Source organism: Halorubrum miltondacostae (assembly GCF_041379815.1).
Lineage (GTDB): Archaea > Halobacteriota > Halobacteria > Halobacteriales > Haloferacaceae > Halorubrum > Halorubrum miltondacostae.
This window is the reverse complement of the sequence record NZ_JBEDNY010000004.1, coordinates 239,938-266,088: the sequence shown is the minus strand read 5'-3', so window position 1 is coordinate 266,088 and position 26,151 is coordinate 239,938. Positions and strand designations below refer to the sequence as shown.

The following is a 26,151-nucleotide window of genomic DNA, read 5'->3' as shown; positions in this document are numbered from 1 at the left end:
GAGCGCGGCAGAATACCGCGCTCTCCTCACCGAACTCTTTGAGAAGCTCACAGACCAGCTGAGTTTCGCGGCCTCTTGGATCGATAATCATCTCGGCAATTATCTTCAAAAGTTACGCTAGGTACTAAGGTCCCTCTGGCAGCCGGCGCGTAGCGCCGGCGACCTCGCGCGTGCTGGCTTCGCGACCGCCGAAGGCGGCCGCTCGCAGGCACGCGCCACCGCCGCGTCCGGGCGACTTCTATCGTCGGCGCCGGGCGCTCCGCCCGCCCGCAACTCGCAGCCTTTTTACCTGCGCTGGCGGTAGAAGTGGCTACTATGACTGAGGACAAGGCTCGAAGCACCGGCAGCGCGGGCCGATTCGGCGCTCGCTACGGCCGGGTCTCCCGCAAGCGGGTCCAGGACATCGAAGAGGAGATGCGCAACGCGACCGTCGACGGCGACGACGTCAAGCGCGTGGGTACCGGCATCTGGGTCAACGAGGAGACCGGCGAGACGTTCACGGGCGGCGCGTACCGCCCCGAGACGCCCGGCGGTCGCACCGTCCGCCGCTCCATCCGCGCCGCGCTCGCCGACGAGGAATAGGACGATGAGCTACAAGTGCTCCCGCTGTAAGCGCGACGTCACCCTCGACGAGTACGGCGGCGTGCGCTGTCCGTACTGCGGCCACCGCGTCCTCCTGAAGGAGCGCGGCGGCGGCATCAAGGAAGTCGACGTCGAGTAACGTCGTCTCCCGGACCGTGACGGCACCGCGCGCACACGAGACGGTCCTCTCGTTCACCTACCCCTCCGAGCGGCGCGCTCGCGTCGTGGCCGACGCGCTCGGGCCCGAGATCGGCGAGATCGACGACGCGCGCTCCGGCGCGACCGTCGACCGCGACGGCGACGCGGTCCGCGTCCGCGTGCGCGCCGACGACCTCGTGGCGCTGCGCGCCGGCGTCAACAGCTGGTCGCGGCTGGTCGCCGTCGCCGAGCGCGTCGGCGCGCGCCGGGATTGAGCGTCGGGCGGAGACGCCGATAACGGCCTTTTTCAGGGCGCTAGGCTCCGAATTGCTCCTCGTCGGAGAAGTCGGGGGTTTTTCCGTCCGGGCCGCCTCGGTTCGTCCATGCAAGGGAACATGCCGCCCGAGGCACAGGAGAAGATCGAGGAACTGCAGGAGCTTCAGGAGACCGCACAGCAGGTCGCCGAGCAGAAGGAGCAGGCGCAGTCCGCGCTCAACGAGTCAAAGACCGCCCTCGACGCTCTCGAAGACGTCGACGAGGATGCGGGTATGTACCGAGAGATCGGCGAGGTCCTCGTCGAGACGGACTACGAGTCCGCCTACGACGACCTCGAGGACAAGGTCGACTCGCTCGAAGTCCGCGTCGAGCAGCTCGCGAAACAGGAGGAGCGCGTCGAGGAGCAGTTCGACGACCTCCAGAGCGAGCTCCAGCAGATGCTCCAGGGCGGCGCCGGCGGCGGCGGCCCGATGGGACCGGGCGGCCCGGGCGCTGGCGGCGCGTAAGGCCGTGACCGACGACGCCGACGCCGCCTCGGAACCGAGCGACGACGAAGTCGTTCGCACCGCCGCCGAGGCGGCCGAGGGGATCGTCTTCAAACACTACGACCAGTCGGCCGTCACGGACCTCGATATCACCGTCACCTTCGAAGACGGGGTCCTCGACGTCGACGTCTACCTCAACGCCCCCGCGGACGCCGAGCCCGACCGAGAGGCGGTCGCGCAGGAGGCGGTCGAGACCGCGGGCGAGGCCGTCGACGAGCTGTTCGACGGGTAAGCGCTCGCTGCCTTCCGTTTTTTCCACCCGACCACTGACGGGTCTCGCGGTTCGCGCGACGCCGTCAGGCCGACTCGCAGATCGCGACGAAGTTCTCGAAGACCTCCTCGCCGCGCTCCGTGTGCGCGACCTCCGGGTGCCACTGGACGCCGTACAGCCCCGCGTCCGGGTCGGCCATCGCCTCGATGCCGCAGACGTCGGAGGTGGCGGTGCGGGCGAACCCGTCGGGGAGTTCCGTCACCTCGTCAGCGTGGGACGCCCAGACGCGTGTCTCCGGCGCGAGCGAGCCGACGAGCGGGTCTTCATCGTCGACGATCTCGACGTCGACGTCGGCGTAGCCGCCGTAGTCGCCGGCGCCGACCGCACCGTCGAGCTCGCCGGCGATCAGCTGCATCCCGAGGCAGATCCCGAGGACGGGGACGTCGCGGTCGAGGTAGTCCGGGGCGTTGCCGACGCGGTCCATGTCGGGGCCGCCCGAGAGGACGATCCCGTCGGCCTCGACCTCGTCGGCCGGCGTCTCGGCGGAGACGATCTCGGTGTCGACGCCGAGGTCGCGGAGCGCCCGCCGTTCGAGGTGCGTGAACTGGCCGTGGAGGTCGATGACGACGATCCGGGTCATGGCCCCGATTGACGACAGTCGCACAAAAACGGCTCGGAACGTGTCGCAGTATCGTGATGGTTTCGGCAGTAGATGATCCTCTATAATACACGAACGCGGATCGACTACAGGTCGAGCGGCCCCCGTTTCGTGAACTCGCGGAGCAGCACGGTCGCGTACGACCCGCTCGGCAGCGCGAACGCGAACCGCGGGTCGCCGTCGTCGACCGAGGCGTCGAGGTCGATCCGGAGGAGGATCGCTCGCCGGGTCCCCGCGGAGTCGAACTCGCCCGGGAGCGCGAAGTCGCCCGGCTCGATCCCGGCGTCCCCGAGCACCTCGCGCTCTATCTCGCCGGGCTCGCCCTCACCGAGTTCGGTCTCGGTGCCCACGAGCGGCGCGGTGACGAACGCCCGTCCCCGCTCGCAGTGCCTGGCGACCACGTCGACCCGGTCGGCGTCGACCCGCTGGAGCCGGTCGGTGTCCGGGGCGTACAGCTCCCCGGGCGCGTCGCCGTCGGCGAAACACGCCACGTCGCCGGCGACGGGGCGGTCGAACGGGAGCCCGCGGCGCAGCCGCTCGCTGACGATCCGGTTGAACAGGAACGACTGCGCGGCGTTGACGAACAGCCGCTGGAGGTTCGACGGGACGGCTTCCAGCGCGTGCCACCAGTCCTCGTCGTCGGGCGGCGCGGCGGGGTCGACGCCGCGGTCGGCGAGCCGGTGGACCATCGACCGCTCGAACCGGAGCTTCCCGGGGATCGCGTCGAGACACGCGGCCCAGTCACCGTCGCCCACGCCGAAGGCGGCGGGACCGTCGACGACGTCGGAACCGTCGTTGCCGGCCTCCGAACCGTCGCCCACGCCGAAGGCGGCGTCGACGCGGTCGCGGGCGGCGCGGGTGTCGTCCGGCTCCGTCTCGGCCGGGTTGCCCGCGTACAGCCGGACCGCCTCGCGTGGGTCCTCGCGGGCGATCGCGAGGCCGACGACGTGGGTGACGGGCCGCCGGCTGCCGAAGCGCTGCTGGCCGAAGTAGTTCGGGACGCCGACGGTCGCGTCGAGCGGAAGGCCTCCCGCACCGCCGGCCGAATCTGCCGCGCCGCCCGCGAACGCCCGGAGGTCCCGCACCGTCTCGGCGACGCGCTCAGGGGCCGCCGCGACCGCGTCCGCGACCCGGATCTCGAAGGCGTTGCCGGCGAGGTCGCCGAACGAGAGGCTCCGCCCCGCCCGGCCGAGCGCCTCGATCTCCGCGCCGCGGATATCGGGGAGCGCGTCGGCGTCGATTCCGCGGACGGTGAACAGCTGCGTCGTGACGGCGCGCTTGTCCTTCGTCCCCGCCCACGAGACGCGCTCGCGGCTGATCCCGAGGGCGTCGGAGAGCCGGCGCGCGAAGTCGTTCGTGTCCCAGTCGCGGAGCGTCGCCCGGAGGACGAGCTCGGGGTAGCTCCCCGTCTCGGCGGCCAGCGGTTCGGCGTCGAACGCCTCCAGCTCGCGGACCCGGAAGTCCTCGGGCGACTCGCGGAGCCGCCCGCCGATCCCGTCGGCGTCGCTGACGTAGTGGTCGATCCCGACCGCCCGCTCGGTCGGGTGCGCCTCGCGGAGGGTGCGTTCGGGGGCCATTCAGTACAGCGAGAGGTCGCCGGTCACGCGGTCGACGCTGTCGTCGCGGGCGGGGCCGACCGCAAGCGCGGTGACGGTGCCGGGCTCCAGCTGGGTGTGTCCGGCGTCGCGGACGATGGCGTACGGGAGCCCCTCCGTATCGGCCTTATCGGCCAGCTTGAACAGCTGACTCTCGGAGTCGCCCTTGAGGACGACCTTCTTCTGGCCCTCCCCCTGCCACTTCTTCCGCGCCCGCTCGCTCGCGTCCTGATACGCCGACAGCGACGCGTGCGCGACCTGCGCGGCGAGTTTCCCCTCGCCCATCCCGATGTCTGTCCGCGCGACGATCGCCTGCTTCATACGGTCTCCACCCCCGCCGCGGGTTTAGCGCTTGTCTCTCGGTCGCCACGGCCGCGGCTGGCGGGGGCGGAGCGATGCGAAAGAAAACCGTCAGATTAGGACCGCGTCGTCAGTCGTCGGCCGGTGCGGCGCCGCTGCGGGCGGCCGACCCGAGCCCGGACGCCATGTCGGCGACCGTGCGCTCGTTCTCGACGACCCAGCGGAGCAGGAGGAACGCGAAGAGGTACTTCGCGATGATGTCCATCCCGCTGTAGGCCCAGGACGTGATCGCGACGTCGAGGACCGCGAGCCCCTCGGCACCGAGGGCCCAGAAGATCGGGTAGCCCAGCCAGAGCACGACGGTGAGCACCTTCAGCGTGTTGAAGATGTCCGCCGTGCCGGCGACCTCCGCGTCCCGCGCCCACTCGGCGAGCAGGATGTAGAGGACCACCACGAAGAACGCGCAGCTGATGGCGTACCAGACCCACCGGAGCAGGAGCGAGGACGTGGTCAGCGCGGCCGCGAGGCCGGTGACACACATCCCGACGTCGGCCACCACCGCCGTGAACAGCTTGCTCAGGTTCGACCCGGCCAGCAGGCCGAGCGCGACGAGGATCATCGGCGTCGAGAACGCCCACGTGAGGTAGCGTCCCCACGGCGTGAACACGCCTCCCTCGGGTCCGGCACCGGCGCCGGCGAGCGCGTGCCCGGCCGGCATTTCGAGGAAGCTGACCGTCAGTCCGGAGACGAGCCCGGTGTAGCTGGAGATGGACACCAGCGGTACCATCAGCGTCGCGACGAAGATCAGCTGCGCCCGGGGGTCCTCCACGTTCCGCCCCATATAGACGAACAGGAGGATCGACAGGCCGGCGAGAGCGATGTTCACCCAGAGCGACGCGCTCAGTAGGGCGTTGTCCTGAATGAACTGGAAGATCTCCGTCTGGGTCATTTCGAGCGGGACCATTCCGCTTGCGAGTAAGTCGGCCGCTGCTGTTTCGATCATGCGTCGGTAACGATCACGTGGCGTGTTTATTAAATGTACTAACCTGACTGGTAAGGTTTTCTAACCGATTTCGATATTCGGCGACGTTTTTTTGAATTTCTCTCACTTCATCCGAAAAGAGTGGACGAGTGTCGCACCCCGGCGGAGCTCACCGACCGACGAGCGGCAGCCGGTCGAACCGCCCCCCGCCGACGTCCGCCTCGACGGCGGCCGCGCAGTGCTCCCCGCCGAGCAGGCACATCGGCACGCCGATCCCCGGGTTGCTGCTGCCGCCGACGTAGTAGAGGCGGTCGGTCCCCCGGACGCGCGGCCCGGGGCGGAGCGGGCCGGTCTGTCGCATCGTGTGCGCGAGCCCGAGCGCGCTCCCGCCGGGCTGATCGAAGCGGTCCGCGAACTCCGAGACGCACGCCGACTCCTCGGCCACAATCCGGTCGCGGAGGTCGACGCCGGTCCGCGACGCCACCGCATCGAGGACCCGCTCCCTGAGCGCCGTGCGCCGGTCCGGCGTGTCGTCGAGCCCCGGCGCGAGCGGCACCAGCGTGACCACCGCCTCGTGGCCGTCGGGTGCGACCGACGGGTCGGTTCGAGACGGGACGTTGACGTACACGACCGGCTCGATATCTCCCGTCGGCCACCCGGGGTCGTCGAATATCGCCGCGAAGTGCGGGTCCCAGTCCGTCGGCAGCGCCAGCGTGTGGTGTTCGAGCTCCGGCAGCTCCCCCTCGACGCCGAGGTACAGCAGGTGCGCCGAGGGGCCGTACGTCCGCCGGTCCCAGTAGTCGCCGAGCCGCGAGACGGTCCCGTCGGGGAGCAGTTCTCGTTCCACGTGCGCGGGCGGCGCGTTACAGACGACCCGGTCGTGGACGTAGCGATCGCCCCCGAGCTCCGCCGCGACGCCTCCCTCGATCGGTTCCAGTCCCGTCACCTCGACGCCCGTGTGAACGTCCGCGCCGGCGTCGCGGGCGACCGTCTCGACCGCCTCGACCACCTCGTACATCCCGCCCATGGGGTAGTAGACACCGAGCCCGTAGTCGACGTGGCTCATCAGCTGGTACAGCGCCGGCGTGTTGTGCGGCGACCCGCCGAGGAACACCAGCGTGTACTCCAAGAGCTGTCTGAGCTTCGGGTGGTCGACGTACGACCGCACCGTCTCGTCGAGGCTGGAGAGCAGGTCGAGCTCTCGCCCCCCGGCGACCACGTCCAGTGAAAGGTAGTCCCGGAACCGCGACCGGCCGGGGAGGACGAACCGCTCCATCCCGGCGTCGTACGCCCGCTCGGCGTCGTCGAGGTACTCGCGGAACGCCGCCCCCGCGCCCGGCTCGTACGACTCGAACAGGTCCGCCGCCGCGTCCGGGTCCGCTGGCACGTCGGCGCTGTCGCCGTCGTCCCAGAACACGCAGTAGTGCGGGTCGAGCCGCGTCAGCTCGTAGAACTCGTCCGTGGACCGCCCGAAGTCCTCAAAGAACCGGTCGAACAGGCCCGGAAGGAGGTACCACGACGGGCCGGTGTCGAACCGGAACCCGTCGAGTTCGAGCCGGCCGGCGACCCCCCCGACCCGCTCGGCCCGCTCGTACACCGTCACCTCCGCCCCGGCGGCCGCGAGGTAGGCGGCCGCCGAGAGCCCGCCGATGCCGGCCCCGACGACCCCCACCGACTGCTCGCGGAGCGACTCGTCGCTCATGGTCGCTGTACGGGTTCGCGCCCTGTGAGTCGTTGCCAACTCTCGACGGGACTTTATCAGGACGGCGGCGCCGCCGCCGCGAGGCGTACTCGTTCGGCTCGCTTTTTTTCCGACCTCGACCGCATAGATCGACGTATGGGACGGCGGTCGCGATCGTCGGAGTCCAGTCCCGCCGAGCGCCTCGGGGCCGGGTCGACCGGCGCGGCCGGCTCCGAGGAGGGGGGTCGCTCGGCCGCGGGCGAGACCGGCGCGGTCGACGCCGGCAGCGCCGGCGGAGCCGCGGACGTGGACGCGCACCGGAACGGCTCGGACGCGCCGCGCTCCGGGGGCCGCCCGGGCGACGCCGGCGTCCGGGTCGAGATCGTGGTCCGCGACCCGACGCCCGCGCCGGTCGCGGAGTCGCTGCCGCCGGGCGCGGTCGCCGAGGACGTCGACCGCGTCCGGGTCGACGGCGCGGTCGTCTCGCAGTTCCGCGCGGACCGCGCGGTCGACGCCGAACTCGTCTTCGACGGGGGCGACGAGTTCGTCTACCGCTGTCGGAGCCCGCCGGCGGGGTCGTTCCCGTCGGACGCCGTCGAGTCGCTCGGCTATCCGGTCTCGTCGGTCACGGTCCGGACGGCGCCGAACCGCGTCCGGCTCGGACTGTCGCTACCGGCGGCGGACCCGCTCGGCGACGTGATCGACGCGCTGGAGGCGAACGGCGGCTCGGTCCGGCTCGAACGGCTCACGAGCTCCGGCGGCGCCGACACCCGGTCCGACCCGGTCGTCGTCGACCGCGGGCGGCTCACCGAGCGCCAGCGCGAGGTCGTCCGGACCGCCCAGCGGCTCGGCTACTTCGAACACCCCCGCGGGGCGAGCGCGACGGAGGTCGCCGACGCCATCGGCATCGCCCGCGCCACCTTCTCGGAGCATCTCGCGGCGGCGCAGCGCCGCGTCTTCGAGGACCTCGTCGGCGGGTAATCCGTTCTCACGCGCCGGGGGCGACCGCGGTATTGAAACCGTTCTGGCCCCGAGGAGAGGTATGTACCGGAGACGGTTCCTTCGACGGGTCGGCGCCGCCGGGAGCGCCGCGACCGCGGTCGGGCTCGCCGGCTGCGCGGGCGTCGGCGGCGAGCCCGACTTCGACGTCGGGATGCTCGCCTCCGCCTACCAGCCCCGAGAGATCACGGTCGCTGTCGGCGACACCGTCGTCTGGGAGAACACGAGCGCGCGGTCCCACACCGTCACCGCGACGGCGGGTGGGCTCCCGGAGGGCGCGGAGTTCTTCGCCTCCGGCGGCTTCGACGACTACGCGACCGCTGAGGTGGCGTGGCAGTCCGACTTCGGCGGCATCTTGGAGAACGGCGACCGCTTCGAACACACCTTCACGGTTCCCGGTGCCCACGAGTACGTCTGTATCCCACACCGCGAGGGCGGCATGTACGGAACCGTCGTCGTCGAGGAGTGAGCCGTGCCTCCGTCCGACGACGCCCGTCGAAACCGGTTCCCGCCCGCCCGCCGAACGAGGGGTGACTGACGAATGGACCTCTCGCTGCTCCTCGGGACCGATGTCCTGCTGTTCGTCGCGATCGGCCTGCTCGGCGGGGCCCACTGTATCGGGATGTGCGGCCCGCTCGTCACGGTGTACGCGAGCCGGATGGACGCGGATGCCGGGCGGACCGACGGCGGCGGGTCGGGGACCGCGAGCGCCGCGGGCGCGGCGACCGGCCGCGAGGGGCACCTCACCACCTACGAGGTCCGCCAGCACGCGCTGTTCAACCTCGGGCGCGCGGCGAGTTACGCGACGATCGGGACCCTCCTCGGCGCGCTCGGCGGCGCGGTGTTCGTCACCACCGCGACCCTCACCGGCGCCGCCGAGACCGTCCGCGGCGGAGTCGGCCTCCTCGTCGGCGCGGCCGTCATCGTCGTCGGCGTCCGCTACCTCCTCGGGGGCGCGACCGGCGGGGTCCACCTCCCCGGGCTCGAGCGCGTCACCGGCTGGCTCACGGGGTACGTCGACCGGCTCGCGAACGGCCCCGGGATCGTCGCGCTCGGCGCGGTCCACGGACTGTTACCCTGCCCCATCCTCTACCCGGCGTACCTCTACGCGTTCGCCAGCGGCTCGGCGGCCGCGGGCGGCGTCGCGCTCAGCGCGCTCGGGCTCGGCACGATCCCGGCCGTCTTCGCCTACGGGACGCTGATCGAGAGCGTCGACCCCGTCCACCGCCGCCGGGTCCACCGGCTGCTCGGCGTCGCGTTCGTCGCGCTCGGCTACGTGCTGTTCGCGCACGGGCTGATGTCCGTCGGGATCCACGTGCCGCACCCGCGCCTGCCGTTCTGGAACCCGCTCGACGCCGGCATGGGGGGGATGTGAGATGAGCGGGACCGCGCGGTCGACAGACGCGGGCGACGACCCCTCGGCGTGTACCCTCTGCGAGCTCCCGACCGAGGGCGTCGACGTCACCGACGGCGACGGGACCCGCTTCTGCTGTACCGGCTGCCGCGACGTGTACGGCGCGCTCGGGGACGTCGACGTCGACGCGGACGCGGTCCGCGAGCGCCGGCAGGAGCGCGGCGACGACGGCGCGGGCGAGCCGGACGCCCCCGACGGCCACGAGGCGACGTTCCTCGAGGTCGACGGGATGCACTGTGCGACCTGCGAGGCGTTCATCGAGACGGTGGCGACCGACGCCGACGGCGTCAGCGGCGCGAGCGCGAGCTACGTCACCGACACGGTGCGCATCGACCACGACCCGGACGCGGTCACCATCGACGACCTCACGGAGACGGTGAGCGGCCTCGGCTACAGCGCGTACGACCGCGAGGACGCCTTCTCCCGCCGTCAGGCGAACAACATGGCGACGGCGCGGCTCGCGGCGAGCGTCCTCGTCGGGATGGCCGTCATGCTCCAGTACATCGTCCTCATCTACCCGACGTACTTCGCGTTCCCCTTCTACGACGAGCGCACCCTCACGTACCTCAACGAGGCGATGGCCTCGACCTCCGGCACGTACTTCTTCATCGTCATCGCCGTGCTGACCACCATCGTCCTCTTTTTCACCGGGAAGCCGATCCTCCGGGGCGCGTACGTCAGCGCGAAGACGCGCTCGCCGAACATGGACCTCCTCGTCGCCATCGCGGCGGTGAGCGCCTACCTCTACAGCACGCTCGCGGTGATCTTTGTCGAGTCGCCCTCGATCTACTACGACGTGACCGTCGCCATCGTCGTCATCGTCACCGTCGGCAACCACTACGAGGACTCGGTGAAGACGCGCGCGACGGAGCTGCTCTCCGAGGTCACCGCGGTTCAGGTCGACGACGCCCGGCGGCTGACCGCGGACGGGGAGACGGAGTCGGTCTCGGTCGACGCGCTCGAACCGGACGACCGGCTCCTCGTGCGCGCCGGCGAGCGGATCCCGGTCGACGGCGAGGCGGTCGACGGCGACGCCGCGGTCGACGAGTCGGTCGTCACCGGCGAGTCGCTGCCAGTCCGGAAGGTCGCCGGCGACGCGGTCGTCGGCGGCTCCGTCGTCGCGGACGGCTCGCTCACGGTCGCCGTCGGCCCGGACGCGATATCCAGCCTCGACCGCGTCGCGGAGCTCGTCTACGACCTCCAGAGCGGGAACCACGGCGTCCAGAAGCTCGCCGACCGGCTCGCGACCGTGTTCGTCCCCGCGGTCCTCGTCATCGCCGCCGTCGCCGCCGGGGCGTCGCTCGCGCTCGGCGGGGCCCCGACCGACGCGATGCTCGTCGGGTTGACGGTGCTGATCGTCTCCTGTCCGTGCGCGCTCGGGCTGGCGACCCCGCTCGCGGTCGCCGCCGGGATCCGCGACGCGTTGGAGCGCAACATCGTCGTGTTCGACGACACCGTCTTCGAGCGCATCCGCGACGCTGACACCGTCGTCTTCGACAAGACCGGGACGCTGACGACCGGCGAGATGCGGCTGACCGCCCGCGAGGTCGACGACGACCTGCTCCGGCTCGCGGCCGCGCTCGAGTCGCGGTCCGCCCACCCGGTCGGGCAGGCCATCGCGGCGGCGCGGGCCGACCCCGACGACGCGGCCGCCGGTCCCGGCGAAGCGACCGACGACGGCGCGGCACCGGCGGTCGCCGACGGCGGCGCGGCGGCGGCCGAGCCCCCCGCGGGCGACGCGCCGACGGTCGAGTCGTTCGAGAGCCACGCCCGCGGCGTCTCGGGCGTCGTCGACGGCGTCGAGGTGGTCGTCGGGCACCCCGACCTGTTCGACGAGCGCGGCTGGACCGTCCCCGACGCGATCCGCGAGGCGGTCGCCGACGCGCGCGACGTCGGCCGCGTTCCGGTCGCCGTCGGCCGCGACGGGGCCGCGGCGGGGTACGTCGTGGTCGGCGACGAGTTGCGCGACGGCTGGGCGGAGACGGTGACGGCGCTCGACGAGTCGGGCGTCGAGGTGATCGTCCTCACCGGCGACGACGAGCGCGCGGCGACCGTGTTCGCCGAGCACGACACGGTCTCGTCGGTGTTCGCCGGCGTGCCGCCGGAGGGGAAGGCCGAGGCGGTCGGGCGGCTGAAGGAGCGCGGCGTCACCGTGATGGTCGGCGACGGGACCAACGACGCGCCGGCGCTGGCCGCGGCCGACCTCGGCGTCGCGCTCGGCGGCGGCACGGCGATGGCGGCCGACGCCGCCGACGTGGCCATCGTCGACGACGAGCTCGGCTCCGTGGCGACCGTCTTCGAGCTCGCGCGGGCGGCCGGCCGGCGCGTGAAGGGCAACATCGGCTGGGCGTTCTGTTACAACGCGGTCGCCATCCCGCTCGCGGCGACCGGCCTGCTCAACCCCCTCTTCGCCGCGGTCGCGATGGGCGCGTCGAGCCTGCTCGTGGTGACGAACTCCTCGCGGGCGCTGCTGTCGGACGACTGAGCGCGGCCCGCCCGCGACGCGGCCGTGCCCGCCCCTACCGCAAGGGACTTTCGGCTCACGCGAGTAGACGTGAGCGATGACAGACCAACAGCAGCAGCCCGCGACGCCGACGCGGAACGGAATGCCCGTGTTCGGGCTCGGCACGTGGGAGAACGACGACCCCGCCCAGTGTACCGAGTCGGTCGCGAACGCGCTCGACGCCGGCTACCGCCACGTCGACACCGCCCAGATCTACGGTAACGAGGCGGCCGTCGGCGAGGGGATTGCGAACAGCGGCGTCGACCGCGACGACATCTTCCTCGCATCGAAGGTGTGGATCGACGAGCTCGCGCCCGCGGACGTCGCCTCCTCGACCCGCGAGAGCCTCGACAAGCTCGGTGTTGACGCGGTCGACCTCATGTACGTCCACTGGCCGGCCGGGGAATACGAGCCCGCGGAGACGCTGCCGGCGTTCGCGGAGCTCCGCGACGACGGGCTGATCGACCGGATCGGCGTCTCGAACTTCGAGCCGCACCACCTCGACGCCGCGACCGACGCGCTCGGCGAGGCGCCGTTCGCGAACCAGGTCGAGATGCACCCGCTGCTCCGCCAAGAGGAGCTCCGCGAGTACGCTGACGCCAACGACGTCGAGCTCGTCGCCTACTCGCCGCTCGCCCGCGGGGAGATCCTCGACGACCCGGCGATCGCCGACATCGCCGAGAAGCACGGCGTCAGCGCGGCGCAGGTGAGCCTCGCGTGGCTGCGCGAGTCCGGCGTCACCGCCATCCCGAAGGCGACCGGGATCGACCACATCCGCGACAACCTCGCGAGCGTCGACTTGGAGCTCGACGACGAGGACGTCGCGGCCATCGACGGGCTCGGTCGGACCGACCGCCAGCTCAACCCCGACTTCGGGCCGGACTGGTAGCCGTCGAGCGCGCCCCGCTCACTCCGCCGCCCGCGGCAGCGACACCGTGATCCGGTTGCCGCGCTCGCGCCCCTCAATGTCGGCGTCGACCGCGATGCTGCCGTTCGACAGCTCCACGCTCCAGTAGACGAGCCAGAAGCCGAGGCCACTGCTGTGGTAGACGTTGGTCATGTCGTGGTCGCCGGTGAGCACGTCGGCCTCGACCGCCGGTATCGTCCCGAGGTCGTCCTCGATCACGAGCGTCGCCCCGTCGTCGGTCCGGCTGAGCCGCACCGTCACCGTCGGCGCGCCGTCGTCGCTGTGCTGGAACGGGTTCTCCAAGAGCTCTATCACCGCCGAGCGAAGCTCGCAGCGCCCGTCGACCGTGACCGCGTCGAGCCCCTCGACCGCGATCGACCCCTCGGAGTACCGGTCCCTGACGGTCTCGACGCACTCCTCGACCACGCTCCGGAGGTCGATCCGAGCGGTCTCGCGCTGGTCGGTGATGAGCTCGATGACCTCGCGCTCCTTCTGGGCGCTCTCTAAGAGCCCCTCGCTCACCCGCCGGATCACCGCGGTGCGTTCCGCCACCTCCGGGACCTCGTCGTCGAGTAGCTCCAGTTCGCCGAAGACGACGTTGAGGTCGTTCCGGAGGTTGTGACGCAGGAGGTTGTCCATCACCACCAGCTGTCGCTCGCGCCGCCGCCGGTCCGTGACGTCCTTCGTGAACCCCGTGATCCGGACCACCTCGCCGTCCTCCGTTATCGGCTCCCCCTGGACCCAGACCCACCGGTTGTAGCCCTCGTCGGCGTTCACCCGGTACTCGATGTCCACCGACGAGCCCGCGGCGAGCAGCTCCATCGCCTCCCTGACCGCGGCTCGATCGTCCGGGTGAGTCGCGTCGAGGAACCGACTGGGGTCGCCGCGGAGCTCCTCGACCGACGCGCCATAGATCTCCTCGTACGCGGGGTTGACGAAGAGGAGCTCCGACCAGTCCGCGTCGAACATCCAGAGGACGTCGCTGGAGACCGCCGCGATCTCCTGGAGGTGCGACGTGGCCTCCGCGCGCTGCCGCTCCGCGCGGACGCGGTCGGTCACGTCGCGCGAGCTGATCACGTACCCGTCGAGGTCCTCGTCGGTGAGGTTCGACATGCGGCTCTCTAACCACACCCACGAGCCGTCGCGTGTCCGGTGCCGGTAGTCCACGGTCACCTCGGTGAACTCGGCGGCCCGGATCGCCTCCTCGAAGGTGCGCCGCGCGGCCGCCCGCTCGTCCGAGTGAATGTACTCGAAGGCGTTGGTCCCGATCAGGTCGTCGCGATCGAACCCGAGGATCCGCTCCGCGGCCGCGTTGACGTACGTGTACGTCCCCGTCTCGTCTAACAGGGCCACCTTGTCTTGGGCCTGGTCGAGCAACACCCCGTGCGAATCGGACCGACTCATCCCGTAACTATCTCTCGCGTGTCAGTATAACCGTCACGGCCGGGGTATCGGCGGCTCCGACGGCGCGGCAGTGCCGCCGTCTCGCGTCGTCACGCCGCCACTACCCCCGGAGATCAGACGTGCTCGGCGAGGAAGTCGACGATCTCGCGGTACGCCTCGATCCGGTTGTCGAGCTTCGCGAAGCCGTGCCCCTCGTCTTCGAATATCAGCTTCCGGACCGGGACGCCCTGCTCGCGGGCCTCCTCGACGATCTGTTCGGCCTCGCCGACGGGCACCCGCGGGTCGTTCTCGCCGTGGAGGACGAACAGCGGCGCCTCGATCCGCTCGATGTTGTTGATCGGCGAGACGGACTCCAAGAACTCGCGGTCGTCTTCGAGCGAGCCGTACTCGGCCTCGCGGAGCGACCGCCGCCAGTCGCCGGTGTTCTCCAAGAACGTGACGAAGTTCGCGATGCCGACGATGTCGACCCCGGCGGCCCACAGCTCCGGATACTCCGTCACCGACGCCAACACCATGAAGCCGCCGTAGGAGCCGCCCATCGCGACGACGCGGTCCGGGTCGACCTCGGGGTGGTCGTGTAGCCAGTCGACCCCCTCTCGGATGTCCTTCACCGAGTCCATCCGGTTCTCCACGTCGTCGAGGCCGGAGTACGCCTTGCCGTACCCCGAGGAGCCGCGGACGTTCGGCTCGAACACGGCGTACCCGTTGTTCAGCAGGTACTGGGTGACGGAGGCGAAGGAGGGGCGCCGCTGCGACTCCGGCCCGCCGTGGATGTCGACGACGACCGGGTAGCCCGACTCCGGCGGCTCCGTCTCGGGCACGGAGAAGAAGGCGGGGATCTCGCGGCCGTCGAACGTCGGGTAGTGGACCAGCTCGCGCTCGACGAACGTGTCCGCGGGGATCCCCGCGGTCGAGGCGCACGTCCACCGCTCCGCCTCGCCGGTGGTCGCGTCGACGACGTAGACATCCGCGTTGTGGGTGCTGCCCGTCGTCGTCACCGCGAACCGGTCGCCGCCGGGGCCGAAGCTCACGCCGCCGGCGACACCGCGGGGGAGGTCCGGCTCCGGGAACTCGTCGACGCGGTCCGGCGCGACCAGCTCGCCGGCGGTGAGTTCGGTGTAGCCGTCAACGTTCCGGGAGTAGACGACCCGGCGGGTGTCCTCGTCTATCGCGACGCCGTCGACGTTCCACTCGCCGCCGTCGGCGACCACGGCGAACTCACCGGTCTCTAGGTCGAGCCGCTCCAAGCGGAGCGTGTCGGTGTCGCGGTCGGTGACGAGGTAGATCCCCTCGCTGTCGGGCCCCCACTCCGGGCCGGCGTACCGCACGTCCCCCTCGTGCGGGGTGTGGTGGGTCAGGTCGCCGGTCGCGAGGTCGAGGGTGTACACGTCGTGGTCGAACGAGGAGTGCGCCTCGTGGACGATCAGCCGATCGTCGCTCGGCGACCAGCCGGCGACGGAGAGCCAGCCGTCGCCCTCGTGGACCAGCTCCGCGTCGTCGCCGGTGTCGTCGCGGCCCTGGACGTACACGTCGAAGACGGCCTCGTCGCGGCGGTTCGACGCGAACGCGAACCGGTCGCCGGCCGAGTCCCAGCCGCCCCACCGGTGTTTCGCCTCCGGCATGGCCGTCAGGTCGGTGATCGCGCCGGACTCGTAGTCGAGCCGGTACAGCTGCGCGCGCTCGTTCCCGCCCTCGTCCATCCCAAAGACGGCCTCGGACCGCTCCGGCGACGAGTCGACGAAGGAGACGGACTCCTCGAAGAACGTGTGCTGCTCGGGCCACGACTCGGGCTCGCGGACCGACCACACCTGCCCCGTACCCGTCGTGTCGAGCAGGAAGGAGAGCCGGCCGTCGGGACCGAGGTCGGCGCCGCCGGCGTTCCGTACGTTGAGATAGCGCTCGATGTCGTACTGTCGCATGGCACTTGATCCCACGCCTGCGGTGAAACCGTTTCGGGTGACGGAACCCGCACGGCGGCCCGCCGCGCCGACGAGATGCCGTGTCTTTTTATCAGCGCCACCCGTGCGGTCGGCGTATGCGTGTCGCGTTCGTCTCGCTCTTCGCCCCCGGACACGGGGAGACCCCGGCGCGAACGCGAACCCTCCGGACCGCTCGCGGCCTCACCGACCGCGGGCACGACGTGATCTGGCTCTGCGCCCGGTGGTGGGGCGGCGACCACGACGCCTTCGAGGAGGACGGGATCGAGTACCGGGCGGTCACTGCCGAGCCCGCGCCAGCCGCGTTCGCCGCGCGACTCCCGGCCGCGGTCCGGCGCGCGGGCGCCGACGTCGTCCACGCGGTGAACAGTCCCCCCACGCCCGGGCTCGCAGCGACGGTCGCCGGGTCGCTCTCGCGGGTCCCGGTCGTCGTCGACTGGTGGCGCGACCACCCGGCCGACGCACGCCGGTGGTACCGACCGCTCGCCCGGCGCGCGGACGCGGTCGCGACCCCCTCGCGGACCACGAAGACCCGCGTCCGCGAGCACGGCGCAGACGGCGAGGATGTCCGAGTGCTCCCCGAGAGCATCGACTTCGACGCCGTCGAGTCCGCCGGCGTCGACGACCGCTTCGACGCGGTGTACGCCCGCCGGCTCGACCGCCACGCTAACGTCGAGACGTTCCTGCTCGGGCTCGCCGAGCTGCGCGGCCGCGACTGGACTGCGGCGGTGATCGGCGACGGTCCCGAGCGCAGCCGGATTGAGGCGACCGCCCGCGACCTCCGGGTCGCCGACCGGGTCGAGTTCCTCGGCGACCTCCCGCGCCGCGAGCGCATCGAGATTTTTAAGGGGACCCACGTCGTCGCCGCGACGGCGACGTGGGACACGTTCGCGACGGAGCTGCTGTGGGCGCTCGCGTGCGGCTGCGTCGCTCTCGTCGAGTACCAGGCGGACTCCAGCGCTCACGAGCTCGTCGAGGGACGCGAGCGCGGCCGCCTCGTCACGAGCCCGGCGGAGCTCGCGGACGAGTTCGTCGCGGTCGGCGACCTCCCGCGACGGACCGTCGAACCCGACTTCGCGGAGTACGACCGCGAGCCGATCTTAGATCGGGTATTCGACGTGTATACGCGACTTCTCGACGGCGACTGAGGGTGTCGCTGTCCGACCCGCTCGAAACGTTCTTTCGATTTCGTCTCTTAACACATGTAATGCGACTGTTCCATACGGACGGGTCCGGGGGCGGCGATGGCACAGCGGCCGAGGTGCCACGCTCCCGCCGGCAGTTGCGGGCGGACCCCGTGGTGACAAACTGCGAACCGTCGCGACTGCGCCGGCGAAACCTTCTCAGCGCGGTCGCGACCGGCGCAACGGCTTTGACGGTGGTTGGCGGCACGCCGGGAACGGCGACCGGCCAGTCTGACTCGGCGCCCGAACCGGACGCGACCCTGATCCTCGACAACGTGTACGCGAATGCTTGGGAAGTGACATCGATCGACGGGGAGGGCGCGACTGCCGACGTCGGTGCGGAGAACCCGGAGCTCACGCTCCGGATCGGGAACCGGTACGCCGTGCGGAACACCGCCGGACAGAATCATCCGCTGGCCTTCCGCGACGCGGACGAGAACCCGGTGCTGAGTCAGTCCGGTCGGGGGTCCTTCGAGGCGGACGACGAGGTACAGTGGACAGACGAGGACGGGACCGTCTCGTTCACGCTCACGCCCGACTTGGCGGCGGCGATGTCCGAGTACGTCTGTACGCTCCACTCGAGTATGGCCGCCCCAGTCGCCGTTGCGCCTCAGAAGGCGACCATCGACGTGACGGCAGCTGCGACGTCGACGACGTCCGCGGCGGCGGAGCCAATCACCGTTGAGACCGCTGTCGAGCGGACGACGGACGTCCCGCCGGTGAACGCCAGCGTCGATCTCACTATCGCGACCGTGGAGGGCGACCTCGTCTACTCGTCGACGGCCCCGATCGGCGAGTTCTCCGGGCCCGACGTGCGGGTGGCGTTTCCCGGCGACGCGTCGAGCGAGACGACGGAGACGGGAGCTCGGACGACAGTCACCGAAAACGGTATCGTAATCGACCCTGAGACGGCTCGCGAGTACGCGATAACGGTCACCGCGAACGCCGACAACGCGGAGCGCGCGAGCGCGGAGACCTCGTTTTCGGTGGTCGTCGAGGCGGATCCGTCAACGTCGAACAAGACGAGCGGAGCGGCGAGCGGCGATAACGCCGACGGGAACGCGAGTTCGTCGAACGAGACGAGTGAGAGTGATGCCCCGGCTGAGGGCGAGGCCGCCGCGGATGATTCGGCGATGGAGACGAATCAGCGCGACGAGCCGACGAGCGACGACGTCCCCGGGTTCGGCGTCGGGAGCGCGCTCACGGCGCTCGCAGGCGTCGCGTACGCCGCCCGCCGCCGCAAGGGGAGTGAGTGATCCGCAGGGATACCGGCCGAAGGGGGAAGCAAAGCGTGTTTGAGTCACCCTTTTAATTGACCGACTGTGACGAAATCTCCGTCGAACGTGGCGCTGTCGCTCCGGCCCTCGATTTGCTCACCAGCGGCAGCAGGGGCGACAAGATACACAGACCGGGGCAGCGGACGACCGACGTGTTCTACCGATCGAGCGCCGTGCGAGAACGGGAGGACCGACTGCCGTCCGCTACGCCTGCTCCTGACCGGTGATCGTGCCGCCGTACTTCATGAAGACGAACGCCAGCCCCAGCGTGCTCACCATCGCGATGAACGTCGCGACGCCGAGCGCGCGGGCAGCGTCCGGGACGAACACCGCGTCCGACCCGCCGCCACCGACCTCGACGGTGGCGACGTCCTCGCCGACGGCGAGGCCGGCGTGCATGCCGACCGCGGTGTGGGGGACGCAGTGGTAGTGAGTGATTCCAGCGTCCTCGCTCGACGTCTCGTACTCGTAGGTGGCCCCTTCCTCGCCGACGGGGTCGCCGCTGTCGAGGCTGGCCGGGCCGCCATCGTCGACCGTCTGGACGTTGTGGGAGCCGCCGGCGCCGGTCCACTCCCAGGTGATCGTCGTCCCCTCGTCGACCCACACCAGCGTCGGGTCGAATGCGAGCCCCTGGTCGCCGGCACCGACCGAGATGGTCACCGAGTCCTGGCCGCGGGCGTCGGTGTACGACCCGACGTTCCCTTGGGTCCCGCTGGGCCAGTCGGGTTCCACTTCCTGTGCCGCCGCCGTCCCCGCCGTCGCCGTCGCCGCGCCGGCGGCGGCCGCCGCACCGCCGGCCGTCCGCATGAACGCGCGCCGAGAGACGTCGTCCGAACTCATACGCCTCGGTTCGTGGTGGCCCGTAGTGAATATGTTGATCCGACGGCGGTCTCGAGGACCGTCGATCGCGAGGCGTCAGCCTCTGGTCGGTCTCCGAAACAACTACCGAGCGGAGCGCTACCGCCGGATCCGGTCCAGGTCGTCGAAGAAGGCCCGCAGCGCCGACCGCGTCACGTGCGGCATACACACCACGCGGAGCTCGCCAGTCCCGGTCCGCGACACCTTCCAGCCCGCGTCGCGGAGCGCCGAGAACGTCGAGTCGGGGACCGCCGCGGCGACGAGCGGGAGCTCGGGTTCGACGACGTCGTACCCGCGGGCGGCGAGCTCGCCGGCGAGCCAGTCGGCGTCGTCGGCCGCGCGCTCGGCCGCCTCGCGGTAGCCGTCCGGCCATAGCGCGTCCATCGCCGCGACGGCCCCGGCGACGCCCGCGCCGCTCCGGGTCCCGGTCAGCGTCGCCTGCGACCGCGTCTCCAGGTACGGGGTGTCGACCGCGAGTGCGTCGAGCGCGGCGTCCTCGCGGGCCAGCAGGCCGCCCGCCGGGACCGGCGCCTGCCCGTACTTGTGGGGGTCGATCGTCAGCGTGTCGACCGCGGCGTCGGCGAACGACCAGGCGTGGTCGGTGAACGGGAGGACGAACCCACCCCACGCCGCGTCGACGTGGAGCCGCGCCCCGACCTCCTCGGCGATGGCCGCCAGCTCCGGGATCGGGTCGACGCGGCCGTACTCCGTGCTCCCGGCGACGCCGACGACCAACGCGGTGTCCTCGTCGACCGCGGCCGCGACGGCGTCGGGGTCCGCCCGGTAGTCGTCGTCGAGGGGGACAGTCCGGAGCTCCACGCCGAGCACCTCGGCCGCCTTGGTGAACGAGAAGTGCGCGCTCGTCGGCGCGACGACGTTGACGTCGCTCCCGTCGTGTCGGTTCCGCGCCGACCGGACCGCCTGGACGTTCGCCTCGGTGCCGCCGGAGGTGACGTACCCGGCGGCCTCGGCCGGCGTCGGGTGGGCCGCGAGCGTCGCGAGCCCCTTGACCGCACGGCGCTCCAAGTCGGCCACTGTCTCGTAGGTCGCGGGGTCGCCGGGATTCGTCGCGAGGAACCGCTCGGCGGCCTCGCGGGCCGCCGGATGCGGCTCGGTACACATCGAGGAGAGCACCCGGTCGAACGACTGCGGTTCCGGCTCCGGCTGTTGCATCCGCCCTGCTGTTACGGGGGACGGCTCTTACCCGTTCCGCTCTTGAGGTCGGTCGAGAGACGCGGCCGTTGCTCGGCTCAGCGGACCGAATCGAGCAGGAGGCGCTGCTCGGTCCGCTTGACCTCGTGTTGGACGTCGCGGACCGCGTCGATGTTCGCGGAGATGGAGGAGACCCCCTTCTCGACGAGGAACTCGACCATCTCCGGCTTCGAGCCGGCCTGCCCGCAGATGCTGGTGTCGACGCCGAGCTCGCGACAGGTCTCGATCGTGTCGCCGATGAGCCGCAACACGGCGGGGTGGAGCTCGTCGAACCGGCCGGCGACGTGCCCGTTGTTGCGGTCGACCGCGAGCGTGTACTGCGTGAGGTCGTTGGTGCCGAAGGAGGCGAAGTCGATCCCCGCCTCGGCGAGGTCCTCGATCTGGAGCGCGCTCGCCGGGGTCTCGATCATCACGCCCCAGCGGTGTGTCTCGGGGTCGATCCCGGCCTCCCGCATGTGCCGCGTGATCCCCTCGATGTCCTTCGCGTCGTTGACGAGGGGGAACATCACCTCCAGATTGTCGTACCCCATGTCGTAGAGGCGCGCGAACGCGGCCAGCTCCTGCTGGAACGGCTCCGGCTTGTCGAGGCTCCGGCGGATCCCGCGCCACCCCAGCATCGGGTTGTGCTCGGCCGGCTCTCCCGCGCCGCCCTCCAGCTCGCGGAACTCGTCCGTCGGCGCGTCGATGGTCCGCACCCGGACGGGCCGCGGGTAGAACTCGTCCGCGACCCGTCGGACGCCCTCGATGAGCTCGTCTTGGTAGGCGCGGGCGCCGTGGTCGGCGATGTACCTCTCGGGGGTCTTCCCGAGCGACAGCACCATGTGCTCGATCCGGAGCAGGCCCACGCCGTCCGCTCCCGTCGCCGCGGCGCGCTCGGCCGCCTCCGGGATCGAGACGTTCACCTTCACCTCCGTCGCCGTCATCGGCTTGACGGGGGTCTCGGGGCGCGCCGCCTCGACCGGCTCGAACTCGTCGCCCGGCTCGGCCGACGCCGACTCGCCCGCCCGGATCGTCCCCTTGTCGCCGTCGAGCGTGACCTGTCGGCCGTCCTCGAGGACCCGGGTCCCGTTCCCGGTCCCGACGACCGCGGGGACGCCGAGCTCGCGGGAGATGATCGCCGCGTGGCTCGTCATCCCGCCCTCGTCGGTGACGATGCCGGCGGCGCGTTTCATCGCCGGCACCATGTCGGGCATCGTCATCTCCGTTACCATCACGTCGCCGTCTTGGACCTGATCGAGGTGGTCGAGCTTGTGGACGATCCGGACGGCTCCGGAGACGACGCCCGGGCTCGCGCCGAGCCCGTCGACGAGCACGTCCGCCTCGTCCTCCCCGCCGACCGCGCTCGCTCCCCCGTTGACGGCGCTCCCCGCCGCGCCGCCGTCGCCGGTCGCAGCGCCCGTCGCGGCGTCCGCGCCGTCCGTGGCGGCCGCCTCCTCGCCGCCGGCGTCCTCGCGGATCGTCGTGATCGGCCGCGACTGGAGCATGTATATCTCGCCGTCGTAGATCGCCCACTCGACGTCCTGCGGGGTGCCGTAGTGGTCCTCTACCCGCTCGCCGAGCGCGACGAGGTCGTCGATCTCGGCGTCGGAGAGGACCCGCTCGGTCCGGCGGTCCTCCGCGACGTCGAGTTGGACCGTCTCGCCGGTCTCGGCGTCCTTCACCATTTCCACCTTCTTGTCCGCGACGGTGACCTCGTCGACCTCGGCCCGCCCGCGGTCGTACACGTAGTTGTCCGGGGAGACGGTGCCCGAGACGACCGCCTCGCCGAGCCCCCACGCGGCCTCGATGGTGACCTGCGGCGCGCCCGTCGACGGGTGACTGGTGAACATCACGCCGGACTTCTCGGCGTCGACCATCCGCTGGACGACGACCGCGATGTCGACGTCCTCATGCGGGAACCCGCGCTGCTGGCGGTAGTAGATCGCCCGCTGGGTGAAAAGCGAGGCCCAGCACTCCTTGACGCGCCGCAGGAGGTCCTCCTCGCGGACGTTGAGGAACGTCTCCTGCTGGCCGGCGAACGAGGAGTCTGGCAGGTCCTCGGCGGTCGCGGAGGAGCGGACTGCGACGAACACCTCCTCGCCGTCCTCGCCCATCGCCCGGTACTCCGAGAGGATCTCCTCTCGGACCGAGTCAGGGAACGGCGTCTCCAGAATGAGCTCCGCCGCGCGCTCCTCCGCCTCGCGGAGCGCCGCGGAGTCCTCGGGGTCGACGTCGACGGCGTCGAACAGCTCGACGTCGATCCCGGCCTCCTCGATGAAGGTACGGTACGTGCCCGCGGTGACGGCGAACCCCGGCGGGACGGGGAGTCCCGCACCGATGAGTTCGCCGAGCGACGCGGCCTTTCCGCCGACGGTCCCGACGTCGTCGGCGTCGACGTCCTCCAGCAAGAGTACTGCCATTCGTGTACTCGGAGGATCCGCGAGGCGACCTATGAAGGTTCCGGCGGGCGAACGACTGAATAAAATATTACTCGCCGCCGAGTTCTTTTCGGCGGACGCGGCCCCTCGCGACCGCTCGCCGTCCGGGTCCGCATCTGTCGCTCCCGGCGGTTCGGCGCGGCGGACCTCCCGGGCGTCACCGTCACCTTCACCGCGGACGCCGAGGCGCTGGGCGCGTCGCCGGCGGACGTGCGGCTGTTCCGCCTCGTCGACGACGAGTGGACCGCGTTGGAGACCACGGCGCAGGGCGACGCCGTCTACACGGTCGAGACGCCCGGCCTCTCGTACTTCGCCGTCTCGCACGCCGACGCCGGCGCGTCTGACGCCGAGAACTCGTCGAGCGCTGACGACTCCGACACGGGCGGTGACGGAGCGGGTGCGGGCGACGGGTCCGGAACCGACGACGACGCCGGTAGCGGTGCCTCCGGCGAGAGCGGCGAGGGCTCCGACGGAGGTGCCGGCGCTCCGATAATCGAGGAACAGACGCCGGGGTTCGGTCCGCTCGCGGCGGTCGCGGCCGCGCTGCTCGCTTGCCGGCGCTGACGAACTGACTGGTGGCCAGGAGAGACTTAGGCGGTACCGACCGGTAGCCGGGAGAGACGCGACGGAAATCAGCCGCGGTGAACACGCCGCGGCCGCGGGCGAAACGAGGGCCAAAGGTGGGGGACAGCGAACCGAACCGTGGTTCGTATTCCTTTGTAACGGTCAAACCAGGCTATACTTACCTGCCGTTTTGCGGTCAGACCCGGTAACTCGTTACGGGGTCTGTAACACACTCGTATCGACCGGTGCTCACTCCTGGCCGAGCCGCCGCCGTTCGTCGCGCAAGAGCCCCTCCCACACGCCGAACAGCGCGCTGTCGAGGTCGTACGCCTCGTCGACGCGGCGGACCCAGCGGTCGTCAGCGAAGAGGTGGCGCTGGAACCGCCGTACGTCGGGCGAGAGGCGGTCGCGGCCGCCCCCGTAGTACGACAGCGACTCCTCCCGCGCCCGTGTCACGAGGCCGTCCGGCACCTCGATGCCGTCGGCCGCGGCGACGTGGTCGAACCACTCCAGGTGGAGCAGCGAGTCGGCGAGGAGGAACCGGTCGCGGAAGCCCGAGACTCCCGACAGCGCCGGGGCGCCGTCGATCCGAACGTCGGTCGGCCGCGAGAACCGCGGCGCGGTCGCGGTCACGGACGCGCGGTCGGCGACCGCGCCGGCGACCCGCCGCAGCCGCCAGTCGCAGTAGCGCACCGGCGCGATCAGCGCGAGCTCGTACCAGGTCGGCAGCCACTCGCAGTAAGGCTCGGAAAACGCGCCGTCCGCCAACAGGGTTGTTGCGACCGAGCGGGCCTCCTCCGGCGTCAGTTCCTCGGGGGCCGTCCGGAGGCGGCGCTCGACGCGGTCGCCGTCGAGGGAATCGACGCCGGCGAAGTCCATCCCCTCGGCGACGCCGGTCGTGTACGCGCGGCCGGCGGCGTACCAGCTCGCGAAGTCGGCGGTCGCCGTCAGCCGCAGCAGTCGGAGGACCGTGATACCGATCGGACGGGGCGGGCCGGAATAACCGTTCGGTCAGCGACCGACCGCGCCGTCGCTCGCAGCTCCCTCTCCGGCCGCCGCGCCGACGTCGTCCCCGTCCGGTTTGCTCGGGCCGTCGAGCGCATCGTCGAGCCCCCACTCGGCGGCGCGGTCGCGGGCCTCGGCCCGGGCCTGCTCGCGGATCGCGTCAATCCGAGCGTCGTCTGCGAGGAAGGCGGCGACGGCGTCGTCCTCGTCGGCGTCGTCCCGCAGCCGGTCCGCCGGGGCCGCCTCGCGGGTCCGGTCCGCGAGCGCGGCGTCGTCGGCGAGTTCGGTCGCGGCCGCGTCGGGCGCGACGCGCAGGGCGTCCTCCCCGTGGGCCGCGGCCAGTCCGTCGGCGTCGACGGCATACAGCTCGACGCGGTAGGGGCCGGGGACCGCGAGCTCCGCGAGCGCGTCCGGCCCGCCGCTGTCCGTCACGGTGTTGTACGCGAGCACGGGCACGCCGTCTTCGAAGGTGAGGACGCCGCGGGCCTCGCCCGAGAGCAGCAGCGTCTCCTGCGGGACGAGCGTCGCGTAGCCGGTGAGCCCGCGGTCGAGCGCGCGCGACAGCGTCGTCCCGACGTCCGAGACCACTCGCGAACGCAGGAGCGTCCCCCGCGGGATGGTGAGGGTCGGCGACTCCTCCGCCTCGTCGCGATCCGACCTCTCACTCATGGCGCGTCGGGGACAACGGCGCTGCGGAACCGGTCGGCGACCGCGTCGCCGTCGCCGTCGCGCACGTCGAGGCGGCCGGCGGCCCGTCGGTAGCGCGCGGCGGCGTCGCTCTCGGGAGCGTGCGCGAGCAGCGGCTCGCCGGCCCGGCGCGCCGCGCGGACCGCATCGCTCTCGGGGACGTTCGCGAGGACCGGGCCCCCGAAGTGCCGCTCCGCCTGCGCGGCGACGTCGTCCGCCTCGCTCCGGACCTTGTTGAACAGGACGCCGGCCGTCTCCGTGCCGTACGAGCGCGCGTACTCCTGGACCTTCAGCCCATCCGAGAGCGCGGGGATCGTCGGCTCGACGACGACGACGACGCGGTCGGCGAGCACGACCGGCAAGACCGCCGACTTCGACCCCAGCGCGGCCGGCGAGTCGAGCAGGAGCACGTCGGTGTCGCGCGCGAGCTCCGCCACCACGTCGCGGAGGCGCTCCGGCTCCGCGGCCTCGAAGCCCGCCAGCGAGGTGCCGCAGGGGACGACCGAGAGCCCGAACCGCTCGTAGGTCGCCTCGTCGACGTCCGTCGCGGTCCCTTCGACGAGCAGGTCGTGGAGGGTGACCGCCGCGTCGTCGAGCCCGGCGTGAAAGAGCAGGTTCGCCATCCCCGTGTCGGCGTCCACGACCGTCACGTCGTGGTCGGCCGCGAGCGCCATCCCGAGCGCGAGCGTGCTCGTCGTCTTCCCCGTGCCGCCCTTCCCGCTGGCGACCGCGAACGCCTCGACCATACGCCCGCTCGCCGGGCGGTCCGAATAAATCCTCTTCATCGCGGTCGTCCGCTCGGACGGCCCTCGCGC

Annotated in this window: 26 protein-coding genes and 1 pseudogene; 14 read left to right on the top strand and 13 right to left on the bottom strand. The window is 71.4% G+C overall.

The features are described 5' to 3' along the window. The 6 genes and pseudogenes from ABNG04_RS13435 to ABNG04_RS13410 all read left to right on the top strand — a co-directional run. Positions 1–121, top strand: a pseudogene (locus ABNG04_RS13435) (IS630 family transposase); the annotation flags it as partial. A gap of 194 nt (positions 122–315) precedes the next feature. Beyond that, entirely contained in the window at positions 316–582 is a 267-nt protein-coding gene (locus ABNG04_RS13430) for a 50S ribosomal protein L37ae (protein WP_371162906.1), read from the top strand. 4 nt (positions 583–586) lie between these two features. Beyond that, positions 587–721 (top strand): DNA-directed RNA polymerase subunit P, encoded by a 135-nt coding sequence (locus tag ABNG04_RS13425; RefSeq protein ID WP_006114270.1) that lies wholly within the window; start codon positions 587–589, stop codon positions 719–721. A gap of 16 nt (positions 722–737) precedes the next feature. Beyond that, positions 738–995 (top strand): KEOPS complex subunit Pcc1, encoded by a 258-nt coding sequence (locus ABNG04_RS13420; RefSeq protein ID WP_371162905.1) that lies wholly within the window; start codon positions 738–740, stop codon positions 993–995. Positions 996–1,115: 120 nt separating this feature from the next. After that, entirely contained in the window at positions 1,116–1,502 is a 387-nt protein-coding gene (locus tag ABNG04_RS13415) for a prefoldin subunit beta (protein WP_371162915.1), read from the top strand. A gap of 4 nt (positions 1,503–1,506) precedes the next feature. After that, positions 1,507–1,773, top strand: a complete 267-nt coding sequence (locus ABNG04_RS13410; RefSeq protein WP_371162904.1) for a DUF3194 domain-containing protein — start codon at positions 1,507–1,509, stop codon at positions 1,771–1,773. Positions 1,774–1,837: 64 nt separating this feature from the next. Here the strand turns inward: ABNG04_RS13410 and ABNG04_RS13405 are convergent, their stop codons facing one another. From ABNG04_RS13405 to ABNG04_RS13385, 5 genes are all read right to left on the bottom strand, one after another. Beyond that, positions 1,838–2,392 carry a GMP synthase subunit A gene (locus ABNG04_RS13405; protein ID WP_371162903.1) on the bottom strand — a complete coding sequence of 185 codons (555 nt, stop codon included), beginning with the start codon at positions 2,390–2,392 and terminating at the stop codon, positions 1,838–1,840. 104 nt (positions 2,393–2,496) lie between these two features. Beyond that, the gene (gene truD, locus ABNG04_RS13400; protein ID WP_371162902.1) at positions 2,497–3,987 is read right to left on the bottom strand and encodes a tRNA pseudouridine(13) synthase TruD; all 1,491 of its coding nucleotides are present in this window, start codon (positions 3,985–3,987) and stop codon (positions 2,497–2,499) included. Continuing rightward, positions 3,988–4,326, bottom strand: coding sequence for a peptidyl-tRNA hydrolase Pth2 (gene pth2, locus ABNG04_RS13395; protein WP_297888925.1), 339 nt, complete (start codon positions 4,324–4,326; stop codon positions 3,988–3,990). A 109-nt stretch (positions 4,327–4,435) separates the two neighbouring features. Beyond that, positions 4,436–5,254 (bottom strand): bacteriorhodopsin, encoded by an 819-nt coding sequence (locus tag ABNG04_RS13390; protein ID WP_371162914.1) that lies wholly within the window; start codon positions 5,252–5,254, stop codon positions 4,436–4,438. A gap of 202 nt (positions 5,255–5,456) precedes the next feature. After that, entirely contained in the window at positions 5,457–6,989 is a 1,533-nt protein-coding gene (locus tag ABNG04_RS13385; RefSeq protein ID WP_371162901.1) for a phytoene desaturase family protein, read from the bottom strand. Between the two features lie 135 nt (positions 6,990–7,124). On the opposite strand from ABNG04_RS13385, the gene ABNG04_RS13380 reads away from it, so the two are divergent. The 5 genes from ABNG04_RS13380 (at position 7,125) to ABNG04_RS13360 (ending at position 12,773) form a co-directional block, all read left to right on the top strand. Further along, positions 7,125–7,949 carry a helix-turn-helix domain-containing protein gene (locus ABNG04_RS13380; RefSeq protein WP_371162900.1) on the top strand — a complete coding sequence of 275 codons (825 nt, stop codon included), beginning with the start codon at positions 7,125–7,127 and terminating at the stop codon, positions 7,947–7,949. Positions 7,950–8,010: 61 nt separating this feature from the next. After that, complete coding sequence (locus tag ABNG04_RS13375; protein ID WP_371162899.1) at positions 8,011–8,436, top strand: cupredoxin domain-containing protein; 426 nt, start codon at positions 8,011–8,013, stop codon at positions 8,434–8,436. Between the two features lie 72 nt (positions 8,437–8,508). Then, positions 8,509–9,342, top strand: a complete 834-nt coding sequence (locus ABNG04_RS13370; protein ID WP_371162898.1) for a sulfite exporter TauE/SafE family protein — start codon at positions 8,509–8,511, stop codon at positions 9,340–9,342. 1 nt (position 9,343) lies between these two features. Beyond that, the gene (locus tag ABNG04_RS13365) at positions 9,344–11,866 is read left to right on the top strand and encodes a heavy metal translocating P-type ATPase (RefSeq protein ID WP_371162897.1); all 2,523 of its coding nucleotides are present in this window, start codon (positions 9,344–9,346) and stop codon (positions 11,864–11,866) included. A gap of 121 nt (positions 11,867–11,987) precedes the next feature. After that, positions 11,988–12,773 (top strand): aldo/keto reductase, encoded by a 786-nt coding sequence (locus ABNG04_RS13360; RefSeq protein WP_371162913.1) that lies wholly within the window; start codon positions 11,988–11,990, stop codon positions 12,771–12,773. An 18-nt stretch (positions 12,774–12,791) separates the two neighbouring features. On the opposite strand, the gene ABNG04_RS13355 is transcribed toward ABNG04_RS13360, so the two are convergent. Together ABNG04_RS13355 and ABNG04_RS13350 are read right to left on the bottom strand one after the other, a co-directional pair. After that, on the bottom strand, positions 12,792–14,195 hold the full coding sequence (locus ABNG04_RS13355) for a PAS domain-containing sensor histidine kinase (protein ID WP_371162896.1): 1,404 nt from the start codon (positions 14,193–14,195) through the stop codon (positions 12,792–12,794). A 113-nt stretch (positions 14,196–14,308) separates the two neighbouring features. After that, positions 14,309–16,114 carry a S9 family peptidase gene (locus ABNG04_RS13350; RefSeq protein ID WP_371162895.1) on the bottom strand — a complete coding sequence of 602 codons (1,806 nt, stop codon included), beginning with the start codon at positions 16,112–16,114 and terminating at the stop codon, positions 14,309–14,311. Between the two features lie 116 nt (positions 16,115–16,230). On the opposite strand from ABNG04_RS13350, the gene ABNG04_RS13345 reads away from it, so the two are divergent. Both ABNG04_RS13345 and ABNG04_RS13340 read left to right on the top strand, forming a co-directional pair. Next, positions 16,231–17,280 carry a glycosyltransferase gene (locus ABNG04_RS13345; protein WP_371162894.1) on the top strand — a complete coding sequence of 350 codons (1,050 nt, stop codon included), beginning with the start codon at positions 16,231–16,233 and terminating at the stop codon, positions 17,278–17,280. Positions 17,281–17,339: 59 nt separating this feature from the next. After that, positions 17,340–18,572, top strand: a complete 1,233-nt coding sequence (locus tag ABNG04_RS13340; protein ID WP_371162893.1) for a PGF-CTERM sorting domain-containing protein — start codon at positions 17,340–17,342, stop codon at positions 18,570–18,572. A 225-nt stretch (positions 18,573–18,797) separates the two neighbouring features. On the opposite strand, the gene ABNG04_RS13335 is transcribed toward ABNG04_RS13340, so the two are convergent. The 3 genes from ABNG04_RS13335 to ppsA form a co-directional block, all read right to left on the bottom strand. Beyond that, positions 18,798–19,433: a halocyanin domain-containing protein gene (locus tag ABNG04_RS13335; protein WP_371162892.1), complete on the bottom strand. Its 636-nt coding sequence runs from the start codon at positions 19,431–19,433 to the stop codon at positions 18,798–18,800. 117 nt (positions 19,434–19,550) lie between these two features. Continuing rightward, positions 19,551–20,624, bottom strand: a complete 1,074-nt coding sequence (gene mfnA / locus ABNG04_RS13330; protein ID WP_371162891.1) for a tyrosine decarboxylase MfnA — start codon at positions 20,622–20,624, stop codon at positions 19,551–19,553. A gap of 77 nt (positions 20,625–20,701) precedes the next feature. Beyond that, positions 20,702–23,062 (bottom strand): phosphoenolpyruvate synthase, encoded by a 2,361-nt coding sequence (gene ppsA / locus ABNG04_RS13325; RefSeq protein ID WP_371162890.1) that lies wholly within the window; start codon positions 23,060–23,062, stop codon positions 20,702–20,704. Between the two features lie 228 nt (positions 23,063–23,290). Between ppsA and ABNG04_RS13320 the strand changes: the two genes are divergently transcribed. Then, the gene (locus ABNG04_RS13320) at positions 23,291–23,644 is read left to right on the top strand and encodes a hypothetical protein (protein WP_371162889.1); all 354 of its coding nucleotides are present in this window, start codon (positions 23,291–23,293) and stop codon (positions 23,642–23,644) included. A 249-nt stretch (positions 23,645–23,893) separates the two neighbouring features. On the opposite strand, the gene ABNG04_RS13315 is transcribed toward ABNG04_RS13320, so the two are convergent. Genes ABNG04_RS13315 through ABNG04_RS13305 form a run of 3 tightly spaced genes read right to left on the bottom strand, consistent with a single transcriptional unit; the run spans position 23,894 to position 26,082 of the window. Then, complete coding sequence (locus ABNG04_RS13315) at positions 23,894–24,619, bottom strand: DUF8116 family protein (RefSeq protein ID WP_510952323.1); 726 nt, start codon at positions 24,617–24,619, stop codon at positions 23,894–23,896. 36 nt (positions 24,620–24,655) lie between these two features. After that, positions 24,656–25,318, bottom strand: coding sequence for a DUF8054 family protein (locus ABNG04_RS13310; RefSeq protein WP_371162887.1), 663 nt, complete (start codon positions 25,316–25,318; stop codon positions 24,656–24,658). Next, on the bottom strand, positions 25,315–26,082 hold the full coding sequence (locus ABNG04_RS13305; protein WP_371162886.1) for a nucleotide-binding protein: 768 nt from the start codon (positions 26,080–26,082) through the stop codon (positions 25,315–25,317). The genes ABNG04_RS13310 and ABNG04_RS13305 overlap by 4 nt, the downstream gene beginning before the upstream one ends. Positions 26,083–26,151 lie beyond the last annotated feature (69 nt).